Here is a 13281-nt window from a genome sequence, read left to right as displayed (position 1 = left end):
CCCTAACAGCAGGGACCCGATACTTGTCGAGTACATAGGCGCTACAGCGCCACCTCCTCAACCCCGACACACTCACACACGGCTTCGAGCCAGTCGGGGACGATCGCCGGCTTGCTCGTCGGGCCGGCATCATCGTAGACGCCCTCGAGTTCGCCGCTGCGTAGCGCCACGTCGACGACCCAGGTGGTCTCGCAAAGTGTGACGCGCACCTCGCCCGTCGACGTTACGTCGCCGCGGATCGTGACCTCGCAATCGGGCACGGGCGAATGGTCGACGGTCAGTTGCCCGCTGTCGCCCAGCTCGCGGAGATCGATTCGGTGCGTGGTCTCGGTGGGGGTGTCGGTCTGTTGTGTTTCGGATTCGGTGAGTGACATGCTAGTGTGGACGTTGGACACCACTAAAGCAGATTCGGGGGTATTTCCACCCGTTCCACCCGACGCCCGCTTGCGATTATCGCTCCCACCCTGTCGGTGGGGGCTCGCGCACGAACCGCTCACGTAAGCAGACGTTGCGTCGCGCGCAACTGTCTTATTGGCGGAATAGTTTAGGGGGCGGGGCGCGTCTATCATGGTGTTGCGCCAGCAGTTGGCGTCTGGACGGCGTGATATGAGCACGCCCGTCCGCTCCGTTTTACGGACAGGTTACCCGGCCAGTGAGTCCCTACTGCTGACATCCCTCTCATTGTAAGTGCCTCATAATAAACCTTGGCACTATTCGATGCCAAAAGCTACAACACTATAGGCGAAATAGCATTGTACTATGCCTAATGATATTGTATCGTATGGAACTAAGGACCGAAACTGGGAATTGGCGGGTAGATGCGCCCGCGTGTATCGTGGATGACTGGGAATGATGACTCTATTCTAGAGTACCTCGAAGAGCGTGACGTGGCGCTATCACCGCGCGGCCTGGATATCAATCTCGAGCGCGAAGGGATCGGAATTTCATATCGGACGATTAACCGACGCCTGAAACAACTCCACGAGAAAGGCCTTGTAAAAAAGGTGAATGGGGATAGTGGCTGGTACGCGATATCGGACAAGGGCCGAAAGTATCTCGCAGAAGAACTCGACGCGAGCGAGTTAGAAGACGACGAGAACTGACACCTTTTCCCCAACACATATCACTGTCGGTAAGCACTCCGTATCCTGTTCTCGACACTCTTATACCCTGATAGAACACAGAACAGATATGTACGATTTAACAGGCTTCCAGCGCGACCTTCTCTACACGATCGCCGGCCAAGACGAACCCCACGGCCTCGCGATCAAAGACGAACTCGAAGAGTACTACGAGAAGGAAATCCATCACGGGCGGCTCTATCCAAATCTGGATACGGTCGTCGATAAGGGCCTCGTCGAAAAGGGCGAAGCCGACCGCCGAACGAACTACTACACGATCACCGCTCGCGGTCGCCGCGAGATCGAAGCGCGCCGGGACTGGGAAAATCAGTACGTCGGGGAGCTGCTCGGCGAGTAGGGCCGGGGACAAGCGAAACATCGGAACCCTTCAGATATGGCCGATTCTGACGCAGTCCACCATTTCTCAGAACAATTCTTTTTAAAGTACCCATCCGAACAGAATATTGCCGGGCGTTAGTCACCCTCGTCAGGAACGAGTGATAACGCGCTCGGCGAACGAACATGGGACCGAAACGAAACCGAGCCGAGCGTGAAGCAGACCGGTTGGAGGTTGCAGAACGACGCCTCCGCGTCGCGACGCAGGCTGTTCGGCTCACAAGAGAGGTCGTTACCTTGTTCGCGGCTGTAGCGTTAACAGCGCTGTAAGAACAAGGGTATCACAACACATCACCCCTCATGGGGTTCCCCTGAATAGGGGGTTTGATCGAACCAATCCACAAGCTGAATAGAGAACTCTCTCTGGAGTGTAGAACATGGGAAAGCCGGGACAGATTAGCGTGAACGAGTGAACGTTCAGAGGCTTCCTCCGCCCTAGCCACCTGTCGTCAGGAACTACTAGAGGGCACGTCGTAAAATTATAAAAGGGTAACGGTTTTGCAGATTTTCCTAGATGGACCAGACGCAAGCGCCCTAGAAAACACCTCCGACGTAGACAACCCTAACCGCCTTTCACACCACAAGCCCAAGTTCGTCGGTCACGGTCTCCCGCACTTCATACATCGGCTCGTGTTCCGGCCCTGATTTCTCGATCAACCCGTAGCGCTTGAATTTCGGGAGCCACCCGCGGACCGTCCGATCGTGGCACGGGTCGTCGGCACGCTCACAGTAGGTCTCGTACACCGCACCACTCGTCGCCGGCCCGACCGACGCCATAGCCTCGAGCGTGAGCCGCTGGTCTCGAGAAAGGTCCGACAGCCGGGAACGAACTACGTGCTCGTCGGCGTCGGGTTTCGAATCGTCGATCACCGCGCGCGTGACACGGTCGGCCGCGCCGTTGGCGGTGTTCCGAACGCTGTAGTACAAGAGCGCGATCGCGTCGCGAGCGTCGGACTCCGAACACCGGGCGATATACTCGAGTTCGTCGGATTCGATCACGCCGGGTTCGACACCGACGCTCGCGCGTTTTTCGAGAATCGAAACCAGTTCGTCGTCGGTATAGCTCTTGAACTCGATATTCTCGAGCGTCCCGATGCGCGAGTCCAGGCGCGTCGATTCCTTATCGAAGCGCTCGAGGTCGAACGCGGGCCATGGCTCGTTCGAAATCAGGATGAGTGCCAGCTCGCCGATCGCGTACAACTCGTGGAGCACGGTCAGATCATCCAGTTGGTCGGCCTCGTCGAGGACGATCACCGTGGGGCCGTCGACGGCCTCGCGAACCAGGGCCGCCAAATCATCGGTCGAGACCGACCGGCGCTCGAGCACCGAGCCGTCGCCAAGCCCTTCGAGGACGCGATTCAGGACTGACCGGCGCGCGTGCGAGGAGAGACAGTTGACGTAGATCGACCGCGGGAGTTCCGAGGTCACACAGCGGACGGCACACGTCTTGCCCGCCCCCGACGGGCCGTAGATGAACGCGCCGTTCGGCGCGACGCCGTGGGTGACCGGCTCGAGGACAGCAGAGAGGTGGTCCAACTCACCGTCACGGGCCATAATCACCTCGCGGTCAGGTTGGACGTCGGTCATGAGAACCGCGTAATCCGTAATCATGGCAGAGTGTTCAGGCGACGGGGGTATAGTAGTCGCGGCCCGGCTTCCGAAAGTTCCGATAGTTCAAGTTCTCAAGCTGACTGATCCGCTATCCTTTTGCCGTCGCCGCGAAGTGGAAGTGTTGTGGTCTTTTGACCACCTCACGCACGCTGCGCTGCGTGGTAAAACAACGACAGCAGTAGAGGTGACTATCTCACGTGTCACCTGAAGTGAAATCGGCGCTCGTAATGGCGGGAGCAGGCCTGTGGGGACAGGGCGGTTCCGTGCTCATCGCCATTGCGATCGCCGCACCGTCAGCCGAACCGCACGACGAATAACCTGGCCGTCCTCGCGGCCAGATCTTCTGATTTCATCGGGTTGGGTGTAGGCTGTGGTGTTGAAGTGCGTCTGCCTACGTGGACGGATATGCCATGTGGCACAAAAAGTATTACTATAGTTTAATTTCTAAGAGAACGTACATTTCGAGTACCATAGTAATCTGTATTTTCAGGGTGTTGTGGGCGTCACAGCTACTGAGAGGACTAGTCCCTTCTCGTCTGAACTGAATCTCACGTGTGGGATAATATGGCTACACGGCCGGGCTCATACTAGTCATCAACCTCTCTGCACCGCCGTTTCTAATCCTTAGAATATCGGCAGCGGATTCTGACCGATCATCGCACCGGAGACATTCCAGACCGTGAGCGCAGCGCCGAGCAGTGCGAGCCCGATCGGGACGCCGATCGCCATGTCGTCGGGCACGAGTCGATACAGGCCGTAGAACAGCCCGATCGCCGCGGTCTTCCACGGAATCAGTATCCAGAGTCCGACGGCCTCGAGCGCGGGTGCGACGAGTGGGTTGCCTTCGGTGGCAACGCTCGTGCTAAGGAAATACATGGTCGTGGCTGTGTCTCCGATTCCGAACAGGGCCACAGCAAGTAGCCAGACACCCAGAGTCGTCGAGATCGAGGGAACGTACTCGAGATACCGATCCGCGGAGTGAACACTCATTATCGAAGTGGCACAGCGCCGAATAAAATAGGTGTGGCGGCTACAGTCGCGTTTACAGTTCGATTTCGCTATCGACAACCGTTGTGTCGGTCTCGGTATCGACAAGCTGGACTTTGACCGTCTTGCCGTTTTCGAGGTCCGAACCGTCTAAGTACGAACTACTCCCCATTGTCGATTCTTCGATGGTTATTGTAGAGCCTGCATCAAAGTCATTATTCGTTGTGACCTTGATGGTTGTACTATTCGTAATGTCACTGGATTCCTCACCAGCACCTAATGACGCGATCGATTTCCCATCTGGTGTCCGAATGTTAACGAGAATATCTCCATTTGAGATAGTATCTCCGGACTTGTGCGAGATGTATGCTATTTCATCAGCGTTACTATCGCCCGAATTATAATCTGAATTAGCACTCACATCCGCATCGAGTGTCGGCGCTGCATTACCCATATCATCACCCATACCCATGACCATAGCTGCAATCACGGCTGCAAGAATAACAGTAATAGCTACCATAAGTATGACACCTATGACAGGTGACACGGCGCGTTCATCGTCCGATCCAATCAGCTTCTTCCGAATTGATTTTCCGTCCATCATTGTTTCTACGCATCGACGTTTGAACGGTGAGAAAGCTTTTTGTCATCCTCCGTGAACGGAGGGGTGCGGACCAAGGGGGAATGGAACCATCCTTGCGTCCCCGCTTTCTCGAGCCGTCTTACCGATGCTAACAGAGCCACGCCACCCGACCCGTATATACTTACTTGATAGTTAAGAATTCGAACGCACTGGACGGTTTCAAAATTGATAAGCAGCGTCTGACAGAACCCCTACAGCGCACCCTTGAAGCACCGCAGTCTGGCGATTCCACAAACAGCCGGAATCGGTGACAATCGTTATACGGAACCCGCCGAACCACCACCTATGTCTAGCCCACCGGTTCTCGCCACACCGACCGCGCTCGCGCGCACCTACAATTCGCAGGCATACGAGGACTCGTGGGAGATCGTCGAAGACTACCAGCGCGTCCTCGAGTACACTGGTCGGAATCCAAACGCGAGCGCTGGCCGTGTCGCGTCGGCGCTGTCGCTCCCGCGCGGTCGCATCCGACCGTGGATTGACGACGGGGCGATCCCCCACCCAGTGCGCGGAATTCAGACCGCCGAAACGCGTGGGTGGATTCCACTCACCGAAGACAGCGAGACGTTCGGACCGATCAACCGACTCGTCGCGTGGGTCTGTTCGCGCGGGACGGTCAAACCCGATACCTACAGCCCCTACGTGCGCATCAACTCCGAGACCGACCGCGAGCGCTTCGACGCCGTGCTCGCCGATCTCGACCTCGAGTCGATGGAACATCGCTCAGACGACACGCACCGAAGTACCGAACTGACGGTCCGCGACGACGGCGCGGTTCTCGGGCGACTACTCACTTGTCTCGAGGCACCGACTGACGACGACACGCGAGACATCGCCCCACAGTACCTCATGGACGTTTCGACGGACGCCCAACGCGAGTTCGCGCGCATCTATCTCGAGAACCGAGCCCAGTTCTGGGAGTTCAACGACCGGTGGTTAATCGATCACGAAAACCGCTCGGATCGCTACCGCCGAAGCCTCGCGACCTTTTTCCAGACGCTGGGGGCAGAGGCCGACGTACACGAGGACGCGGTGAGTGTCGACGACTACTTTGTCACTGAGTTGGGAATCGAACACTAATGCCGAGCGACGAGGACTATCTCGAGGATCTGCGTGCGTTCGCCGACGAGCTGCGAAAGACACCGACGCGTTCCGAAATGAACGAGCAGGGACCACACTCGAGTACGCCCTACTACACGCGCTGGGGGTCGTGGAACGACGCACTGAAAGCGGCCGGGTTAGGGACAAATCACGAGTACGTCTCCGAGGAGGAGTTACTCGCGGAGTTGCAGCGCCTCGCAGAGGAGCACGGCCAGCCGGTGTTGGCCGACGACGTGGCAGCCCACGGCGAGTACAATCCGGCGACCTATTTCCGGCGCTTCGAATCATGGTTCGACGCTCGCGAGCAAGCCGGGTTGAATCCCGAGGACGTGCGGCCGGGCCGGCGCATCGACGAGGATGAACTACTCGAGGCCGTGCGCGATCTCGCCGTCGAACTCGGACGACCGCCGTCACAGTCCGAAATGAACGATCGGGGCGAGCGATCGATCACGCCGTATCTCCGACGCTGGGGGACGTGGGACAAGGCGCTCGAGGCCGCGGGACTGGCAACACGGGAGTAGGGACCGTTCGTTCGTGCGCGTAGTCTGGGGTAGGCCCGTCTATCGACCTGTTCTCGAGGCGACTGTCGGGCTGTAATCGAACGTACTCGAGGGGGCGCTATTCGGGTCCGTGAAAACAGTACGTGTTCTGGCAAGTGGACAAGATAAACGATACCCGGGGTGGCCTTCGACCATAGTAAGAAATCCGAATAGTCCGGTACACTTATGGGGGTGTACCGCTAGAGAAGTAACTAGAAAGCGTTGATCCGTCGGGAGGAATCCCGGCCGCGTGTTCTAGCACGCGACCAACGCTTTCTGGAGCGCAGAAAGCTATGAGCCAATCTGAGACGCGAACCGATAAACGTACCGCCCGCAACCAACCCGACCGACACATCGAACCCGTCCCGGCCAATTGGGCCGGACACGGAACCCACGAGCACGATCTCGAGGGTTACACCCGATTTTACGCCGAAAAGGCCTGCTACGAATACGAGACCAAACGCGACAGCGCCGCGATCGGCGGCGTTCGCGAGCGCCACCGACTGATCGTTCTCTACCGCGACCCCGAGACCGGCGAGGCCGTCGACCGGATCTATCAGGCCGCGGTCGTCGAAACCGACGCCGCGGCCCTCTCGGTGCCACACTCGAACCCCGACGGCAAGGGCGAGCGGCCGGCCGGCGAGTGGGGCCGCGTTGAGTACGCTGCGCTCACGCCAACCGACGGACTCGCCGTTATTCCGAAGGGCGTCTTCGACGGCGAACCGGCGAACTTCCGCGCCAGCATCGCCGTTCACGACGACGAACGACGGATCGGCGAGGATCGATGAAACTCTCGCTCGAGGACGCACTGGTTTCGGGAATCCCCATCGGGCCGGGGCAAGTGGGCCACTGCGATGTCTGTGGCGCATGCCTCCGACCGAACCACCGCGTCGAAGTGCTGGTACTGATTAGCGGTTCGGAGATCGATGTCACGACGACTCGCTGTGCGAGCTGCTCGAAAGGCGAGTTGCATCCCGAAACCACTCGCGCCTGCTGGTTGGCCCGTGGCCGACTCGCCGGTGCGGTCAGCGCATCGGGGCGCTCACAGTTGATCCTGAGCGGTGCGTCAGTGATCGACAGAGTAGAGTAGCGACCGACCGAATCCTTTTCCTATTTCGCAGCGTAGCCACTCTCTGTAGCCCCGAATCCTGCCACGGCCTTCGGGGGCTCCTACTCCGATTCGTTTTCGTCGGCGTCGCGTTCGATCGTAATCGACGAGGCGTTCGTCAGTACCCAGATCGCACGCCGCAACCGTTCGGGGTGGTTTCGCGCGTCGGGAAACATTTTCTCGAGCTTGTCCATCTGGACTTTATCGAATTTCGCGGTGACGGACACATCCTCGTCGTCGCGATCGCCGACGGGCTCGTCGCCCATATCTTGCTACTCACAGCGCCGGGTCAAAAACTCTAGTCGTTCGTGGTGGTCCTATAGAAAATTGTGTGTCCTGCTCTACCCTGTTCCTAAATTGGTTAGGCTTGCTGAAACAGTTGTAAGCGGTACCTTCTTTACGTTTGGCGTAATTGTGTCTAGTAACCAAGCTCATCGCAGCGGTGTCCCATCTGGGGCGGGTTTTCCTGTGGCCTAACACACTGGGGTTGAAATGCCTCAGTTCCTGGGTCCGCGGAACGGCGACCGACGCCGACCGATCTGCGTGGGTAGGACGCGGACGAGAGTATCTTCAGATTCTCACCCATGAGTCAAAGCCAACACACCCTCGAGCGACAGCGACGCGAAGCGATGTCGGATTCGCCATTCCGTCGCGACAAATGGTGGGGGAAAGACCGAGACGGCACCGAGGACACGACCGGCCACGACCCCGAACCGTTCCACTACCGAAAAGAGCGGTGTGAGTACGTCATGACTGGCTTTTGGAAAGAAACGGCACAACGACTGCTGTGTCCGGTCGCCTTCCATGAACCCGGCGAGTACGATCTCCACGACGAGCCCTGCGAGGTCGAAGTATCCAACCCGGAGGTGTTCATCCCGAAGCAAGCGCCGGAGTGGCACGCAGACGGCGAGTACGGAGCTATGTCACACCGCGTTCGCGTGAACGAAGAACACGGAAACTTGACCGGCCCGCTCGTCCCTGACCGGAAGTACGACCCGTTCATGTCCGGGGTTGAAGAACTACTCGGACACTGGAGCGACGAGCTGAACCTCTCGGACAATAACATCGATACCCTCCGCGAAACCGCCGATCGACGGAAACGCGATGGTGACGATCGCGACGTGGATATCATGTCCAAGTTGATGCAAGACGCCTGGCGAATGGCGAAAACTGGCGAGTAACTGATTCTCAATGAGTAAACGCAAACCCTCCTCGAGCGACGCGAGTAGCAGCTGGTCTCGCCTGACAGACTTATCCATGCCGTCTATCAGGCGTGATCAAACCGCATCTGTTGTGGTCGCCCTTCTGCTAACACTGAGTCTGTTTGCGGGATTCGTAACGTTTGGGTCCCAACCGGCAGTTGCTGCTGAGGACAACACATCGGTAGATAATCCAGAACTCCGGTGGGATTTTGAAAACGATACTGTCGATGAGGTCCAGGGCCTCGGACTGAACACTCAGAACGGCGAGTTTGTCGATTCAAACATAACTGATACAGCTCTCTCACTTGGGAGTGCTAGTGCCGGTTCGTTTGGTGCTGACAGCATAAGCGGTAGCCAAACGTATTCATTCTGGTTCAAAACCACTGATTATGGACAGATTTATTCAAATATAGATGGTGGACATGGAATATCTGTTTCTTATAGCAAAGAATTTTCAGAATTACTTGTTGATCACGAATATAATGGTGGAGCGAGGACTGTTGCAATCAGTGGAAATTACAATAATGGCGAATGGTATCATACAACTGTTCGGATCAGAGATACAGATTCTGAAACGACTACTGACATTTACATAAACGGCTCTCATTCTGGCCACGGAAGCGGAAACACGGGGAGCATGGGGACCCCGGGGACCCACCAATTCGCATCAGGAGTTAATGCAACAGTGGACGAGTACCGGGCGTACAACTATGCTCTCTCTTCGTCTGAAATTAGTAAACTCCATTCAAACCCTGATGTCGGATTCGAAGCCGACACAATCACCGGCCAAGTCACCGACCAAAATGGAAACCCAGTCTCTAACGCCACGCTCATATCCCACTCGATAACCGAGCCGGCACTCGACAAATCCGACGCCAAATCCCTCGAGCGCCAAGCGCAGGAACTCCAACAGGAACTGACGAATCCACTCCCAGATAGCTTTAGTCGCGACTTGAATGTCGAAGGAAGCTTCCTCGAAGGCAAAAGCGAGGAGGTGCCACTCGCGTACACGAGCGAGGATATCGCGACCGCGCCGTGGGTTGACGACGCCGATCTCGTCCCGCCGAAGGTCGTACTCCCGGCGGATGAACCGGTCAACTTCGTGCCGTGGAATCCCGACGGCAGTCAGGGCCGGCTCCCCGACGGCTACGAACTGCAACTCCCTGGAACGTACATCGACAAGGGACCGGTCGTCGTCGAGCAACTCGGCCCAGGTGGTGACGTAATCGACACTAAGACGGTCCCCGTCAACAAGCGGGCGGGCGGTGGATGGGGCGACCCATCGTCGATGCCCTACGCCGAGACGAAACTGCCAGCGGGCGTCTACCAAATTCATCTCGAGGGCGACGACGCGAAATACCCAATCGTCGTCGGGAGTCCTAGCGAAATCGCAAGCGCGTGGGAATCGGATCTCCGAAACGAGGCCAACCAACTGACCGATCGCGCGAACCGAATCCGTGACCTGCTCGCGCAGGATCACGTCGTCCGATCGACGGTCCGAACGAACGAAACCGGTCACTTCAGCGTCAACGTGCCGAGTAACGCCGTCACGACGGACCTGAAGGCCATGAAAGCGGACGGCCAACTCCTGAAGGACATCCAGAGTCCGTCACTCGAGAACCTTCGTGAGTTCCAATCCAAGGACTACAACGGGACGTTCTACTTGCCGAGCTCCCGACCGAAGACCGTCGAAGCGCCCGCGGAGGGCGTCACCGTAACGGTCTACCGATCGCCGGAAGTCCCACTCGGGGACATGTCTTCGTTCGCCGACCTCATGGCGTTCCTCGAGAACCAGCGCCTCAACGAGACAATTTCCGAACTCGAGAACGAGTACACGCAGCGCCTCGAGGAAATGGAAAACGAGACCCTGAGACGGGTCTACACCGACCATAGCACGCTCGTTCAAGCCGTCCCCGGCGCAAAAGAGCGATACCTCGAGCGTTCTGAGTTCTCGGAAATCCAGGCGGCCGAAGACCTCTCGAGTGACGAACTCACGCGCGAGACCCGCCACATGCAGGTGGCGCTCGCCGGAATCGGGGAAATCGAACCGCCCGATCTCGGTGAGAATCCGATTAACATCGACGACGGCGGGTTGAACCTCGAGTACCCGCTCCCGAATAGCGTCGATCCCGACACGGTGGCCCCGGAAATCCACTGGTCTGACGGCACTGTCGAGCCGATCCCCGAAGAATACTACTCGGTCGAATCGACTGGAATCTTCGGTGGGGGCGGCCAGCAACTCGTCATTTCGGACCTGCCGATCGGCGAGACCGACCCGGCGGCGTTCGATATCCGCGTGCAAGCCGCCTCGAGCGGCGACGGCGGACTCATCGGCGGCGGATCGGACGAGGGCGTGCTGGACGACCGAATCAGCGCCACGAACCCGGCCTTCGGGGGTTCGATCCCGACGGTCAACGCGGTGGACTTCTCGACGCTCGCACCCGGACCGAGCGAGAACGTCTACGTCGGCGTCGAAGCGAAACCCGATACGGGCTACGGCCAGCTCGTCTCGGCGGAAGCGTGGAACGACGACGGCGAGTCGATCAATGCGACGGTCGACACCGAACGCGACCGAGCGTCGTTCAAAACCGACGGACAGGGCGTGCATTCGGTCAGGCTCACCTTCGAGAACGACCAGGGCGACCGATTCGTGGTCTCCGAACGCGTGCGCGCACACGAACAGTCCCGAAGCGATCCGGCGACCGTGCGCGCGAGTGAAAGCACGCTCGGCACCTACGCCGTGACCGGCGAGGAACTCGCAAGCGCGCGCATCGATTCGAGTAACGGTCGCTTGAAGATCGACGTGATAGCGGACGACTCGGACGGGCCAGGGTCACTCGTGCTCAAGCCCGCGAACGCCATGTCGGGCGACGAGCACAGCTTCGAGGTGAACGTGCTCCACGGCAATTCGGAAGAGCGCGTGAACGCACACGTCCCGATCGAATTACATCTGGAGGGCATGTCAGATTCGGCCTTGTATTGGCGTAGCGCGGCGGGCCTCGGCGGCGACCCGGTCACCCACGACGGGTCGACTCGATTCGGAGAGGTCCAGACGGCCGCTGACGGGGAAAAACAGATTCTCTACACGTACACGCGCGAAGACGGATCGCTCGAGATGGAGGTCATATCTTCGCCCGGCTGGACAGCCCGAATCACGCATCGGATCGCCCGGACCATCGGCGGGATTGAGATCCCGTCACCACTGTCGATCGCTGGAAGTGGAACCGCACTTTTACTGTTGGGTGTCGGAATCTTAAAGCGGCGCGACAGTCAATATATGCGTATGATTTGGAGGTTCTGGGGATAACAATGCCGGGCCAATCCCACAAATATTCCAAGGCGGAACTTCTGGAGGAAATCGAGCGAGTAGCCGATGAAATCGACAGAACGCCACGGACCAAGGACATCAACTCTCACGCAAAATTCCACACCTCTACGCTGTTGAGGCGATTCGACTCGTATTCGGCAGCACTTCAGGAAGCAGGGTTCGAACCCAACCACAAGCCGAGCATTGAGGTCGAGTGCGATAATTGTGGAACAGAGTTCTCCCGAATACAGTCCGAGGTCGAAGGGAAAGAGAACCTGTTTTGCACACAAGACTGCCAAACAGAGTTCTTGAACAAAACGGACATTCGGGCGGGTGAAAACCATCCCTGTTGGAAGGGCGGCGATGTCACTGTCGAGTGTAGTAATTGTGGGGCGGAATTGGCCCGGACGCGTCACCGAGTAAATCGTTGTGACGAGTTCTTTTGCGACGGCGACTGCAAAGGCCAATGGCAGTCGGAAAACGTTTCGGGAGAATCTCACCCCTCTTACTCAAGGGCCGAAGTCCCATGTTCGAATTGTGGCGAACAAGTCGCCAAAATGCAGTCGTTTTTAGAAGCGGGCATGCAGCCGTTTTGCGGCAAAGAGTGCCACGACGAGTGGCAGCAAGAATTTGCACCAACTGGCTCTGACCATCCGAATTACGCACGAATTGAGACGGAGTGCGGTCAGTGCGACAAGGAATTACAACTGAGACCTTACGAGTACAATCCGGAGGGTGAGAACTTCTGCGACATGGAGTGCTACTCGGATCACCTTTCAGATCAAACAGGGGAGAAACACCCCAACTGGAAACCGAAAGTAACTGTCGAGTGTGCTTACTGCGGGTGTGATATCGACAAAATACCATCCGAGGCCAAGAAGCACGATCGTTTCTACTGTAGCATCGAGTGCAACCGCCAATGGAAACGCGAAAATTGGAAAGGTGAAAACGCTCCGAATTGGCAGGGTGGATGGAATGACTATTACGGGCCAAATTGGGAAAAACAACGGCGAAAGGCGCGCGAAAACGACGATTTCGCCTGCCAAGGATGTGGACTGACACAACTAGAGCACTTGGAACGATGGGGCGAGCGGCTACATGTCCATCACATCGTTCCCTTCCGCGAACATGAGGGCTACGAGAAAGCGAACGCACTCGACAACCTCGTAACGCTCTGCCGGAAGTGCCACCATTCCAAATGGGAGGGCATCCCGCTTCGGCCACAGCTCGCCGCGTCCGACTAAGCAACTCACCATTCCTCATTCA

At 57.7% G+C, this 13281-nt stretch carries 14 protein-coding genes; 9 read left to right on the top strand and 5 right to left on the bottom strand.

The features are described from left to right. Positions 1-41 precede the first annotated feature (41 nt). Positions 42-374, bottom strand: coding sequence for a hypothetical protein (locus LDH74_RS25540; protein WP_226043317.1), 333 nt, complete (start codon positions 372-374; stop codon positions 42-44). Between the two features lie 465 nt (positions 375-839). Here LDH74_RS25540 and LDH74_RS25535 point away from each other — a divergent pair, with 465 nt between their 5' ends. Both LDH74_RS25535 and LDH74_RS25530 read left to right on the top strand, forming a co-directional pair. Next, on the top strand, positions 840-1103 hold the full coding sequence (locus LDH74_RS25535; protein WP_226043316.1) for a winged-helix domain-containing protein: 264 nt from the start codon (positions 840-842) through the stop codon (positions 1101-1103). An 88-nt stretch (positions 1104-1191) separates the two neighbouring features. Next, the gene (locus tag LDH74_RS25530) at positions 1192-1479 is read left to right on the top strand and encodes a PadR family transcriptional regulator (RefSeq protein WP_226043315.1); all 288 of its coding nucleotides are present in this window, start codon (positions 1192-1194) and stop codon (positions 1477-1479) included. A 611-nt stretch (positions 1480-2090) separates the two neighbouring features. Here the strand turns inward: LDH74_RS25530 and LDH74_RS25525 are convergent. From LDH74_RS25525 to LDH74_RS25515, 3 genes are all read right to left on the bottom strand, one after another. Then, entirely contained in the window at positions 2091-3128 is a 1038-nt protein-coding gene (locus LDH74_RS25525; protein ID WP_226043314.1) for an AAA family ATPase, read from the bottom strand. Between the two features lie 624 nt (positions 3129-3752). Continuing rightward, positions 3753-4118 carry a hypothetical protein gene (locus LDH74_RS25520; RefSeq protein ID WP_226043313.1) on the bottom strand — a complete coding sequence of 122 codons (366 nt, stop codon included), beginning with the start codon at positions 4116-4118 and terminating at the stop codon, positions 3753-3755. A gap of 52 nt (positions 4119-4170) precedes the next feature. Next, positions 4171-4719, bottom strand: a complete 549-nt coding sequence (locus tag LDH74_RS25515; protein WP_226043312.1) for a type IV pilin N-terminal domain-containing protein — start codon at positions 4717-4719, stop codon at positions 4171-4173. 324 nt (positions 4720-5043) lie between these two features. Between LDH74_RS25515 and LDH74_RS25510 the strand changes: the two genes are divergently transcribed. The 4 genes from LDH74_RS25510 to LDH74_RS25495 all read left to right on the top strand — a co-directional run bounded on the left by LDH74_RS25510 (position 5044) and on the right by LDH74_RS25495 (position 7488). Further along, entirely contained in the window at positions 5044-5838 is a 795-nt protein-coding gene (locus LDH74_RS25510; RefSeq protein ID WP_226043311.1) for a hypothetical protein, read from the top strand. Then, the gene (locus LDH74_RS25505) at positions 5838-6380 is read left to right on the top strand and encodes a hypothetical protein (RefSeq protein WP_226043310.1); all 543 of its coding nucleotides are present in this window, start codon (positions 5838-5840) and stop codon (positions 6378-6380) included. Before LDH74_RS25510 ends, LDH74_RS25505 begins: the two co-directional genes overlap by 1 nt. Positions 6381-6691: 311 nt before the next feature. Beyond that, complete coding sequence (locus LDH74_RS25500; RefSeq protein WP_226043309.1) at positions 6692-7186, top strand: hypothetical protein; 495 nt, start codon at positions 6692-6694, stop codon at positions 7184-7186. Next, positions 7183-7488, top strand: a complete 306-nt coding sequence (locus LDH74_RS25495) for a hypothetical protein (RefSeq protein ID WP_226043308.1) — start codon at positions 7183-7185, stop codon at positions 7486-7488. Before LDH74_RS25500 ends, LDH74_RS25495 begins: the two co-directional genes overlap by 4 nt. Positions 7489-7568: 80 nt before the next feature. On the opposite strand, the gene LDH74_RS25490 is transcribed toward LDH74_RS25495, so the two are convergent. After that, entirely contained in the window at positions 7569-7772 is a 204-nt protein-coding gene (locus tag LDH74_RS25490; RefSeq protein ID WP_226043307.1) for a hypothetical protein, read from the bottom strand. Between the two features lie 318 nt (positions 7773-8090). Between LDH74_RS25490 and LDH74_RS25485 the strand changes: the two genes are divergently transcribed. The 3 genes from LDH74_RS25485 (at position 8091) to LDH74_RS25470 (ending at position 13259) form a co-directional block, all read left to right on the top strand. Beyond that, positions 8091-8687 (top strand): hypothetical protein, encoded by a 597-nt coding sequence (locus LDH74_RS25485; protein ID WP_226043306.1) that lies wholly within the window; start codon positions 8091-8093, stop codon positions 8685-8687. A gap of 973 nt (positions 8688-9660) precedes the next feature. Continuing rightward, positions 9661-12015: a hypothetical protein gene (locus tag LDH74_RS25475; protein ID WP_226043421.1), complete on the top strand. Its 2355-nt coding sequence runs from the start codon at positions 9661-9663 to the stop codon at positions 12013-12015. Between the two features lie 2 nt (positions 12016-12017). Next, on the top strand, positions 12018-13259 hold the full coding sequence (locus tag LDH74_RS25470) for an HNH endonuclease (RefSeq protein WP_226043305.1): 1242 nt from the start codon (positions 12018-12020) through the stop codon (positions 13257-13259). Positions 13260-13281: the final 22 nt, after the last annotated feature.

The sequence above is a fragment of the Natrinema sp. DC36 genome, from assembly GCF_020405225.1.
In the GTDB taxonomy this organism is placed as follows: Archaea; Halobacteriota; Halobacteria; order Halobacteriales; family Natrialbaceae; genus Natrinema.
The sequence above is the reverse complement of the archived record's forward strand: the minus strand, read 5'-3'. Positions and strand labels throughout refer to the sequence as shown.

Coding starts and splice junctions, on each gene's coding strand:
- LDH74_RS25540 (WP_226043317.1), bottom strand. CDS start 374: ATGTCACTCACCGAATCCGAAACACAACAGACCGACACCCCCACCGAG.
- LDH74_RS25520 (WP_226043313.1), bottom strand. CDS start 4,118: ATGAGTGTTCACTCCGCGGATCGGTATCTCGAGTACGTTCCCTCGATC.
- LDH74_RS25535 (WP_226043316.1), top strand. CDS start 840: ATGACTGGGAATGATGACTCTATTCTAGAGTACCTCGAAGAGCGTGAC.
- LDH74_RS25525 (WP_226043314.1), bottom strand. CDS start 3,128: ATGATTACGGATTACGCGGTTCTCATGACCGACGTCCAACCTGACCGC.
- LDH74_RS25485 (WP_226043306.1), top strand. CDS start 8,091: ATGAGTCAAAGCCAACACACCCTCGAGCGACAGCGACGCGAAGCGATG.
- LDH74_RS25530 (WP_226043315.1), top strand. CDS start 1,192: ATGTACGATTTAACAGGCTTCCAGCGCGACCTTCTCTACACGATCGCC.
- LDH74_RS25470 (WP_226043305.1), top strand. CDS start 12,018: ATGCCGGGCCAATCCCACAAATATTCCAAGGCGGAACTTCTGGAGGAA.
- LDH74_RS25490 (WP_226043307.1), bottom strand. CDS start 7,772: ATGGGCGACGAGCCCGTCGGCGATCGCGACGACGAGGATGTGTCCGTC.
- LDH74_RS25515 (WP_226043312.1), bottom strand. CDS start 4,719: ATGATGGACGGAAAATCAATTCGGAAGAAGCTGATTGGATCGGACGAT.
- LDH74_RS25495 (WP_226043308.1), top strand. CDS start 7,183: ATGAAACTCTCGCTCGAGGACGCACTGGTTTCGGGAATCCCCATCGGG.
- LDH74_RS25510 (WP_226043311.1), top strand. CDS start 5,044: ATGTCTAGCCCACCGGTTCTCGCCACACCGACCGCGCTCGCGCGCACC.
- LDH74_RS25500 (WP_226043309.1), top strand. CDS start 6,692: ATGAGCCAATCTGAGACGCGAACCGATAAACGTACCGCCCGCAACCAA.
- LDH74_RS25505 (WP_226043310.1), top strand. CDS start 5,838: ATGCCGAGCGACGAGGACTATCTCGAGGATCTGCGTGCGTTCGCCGAC.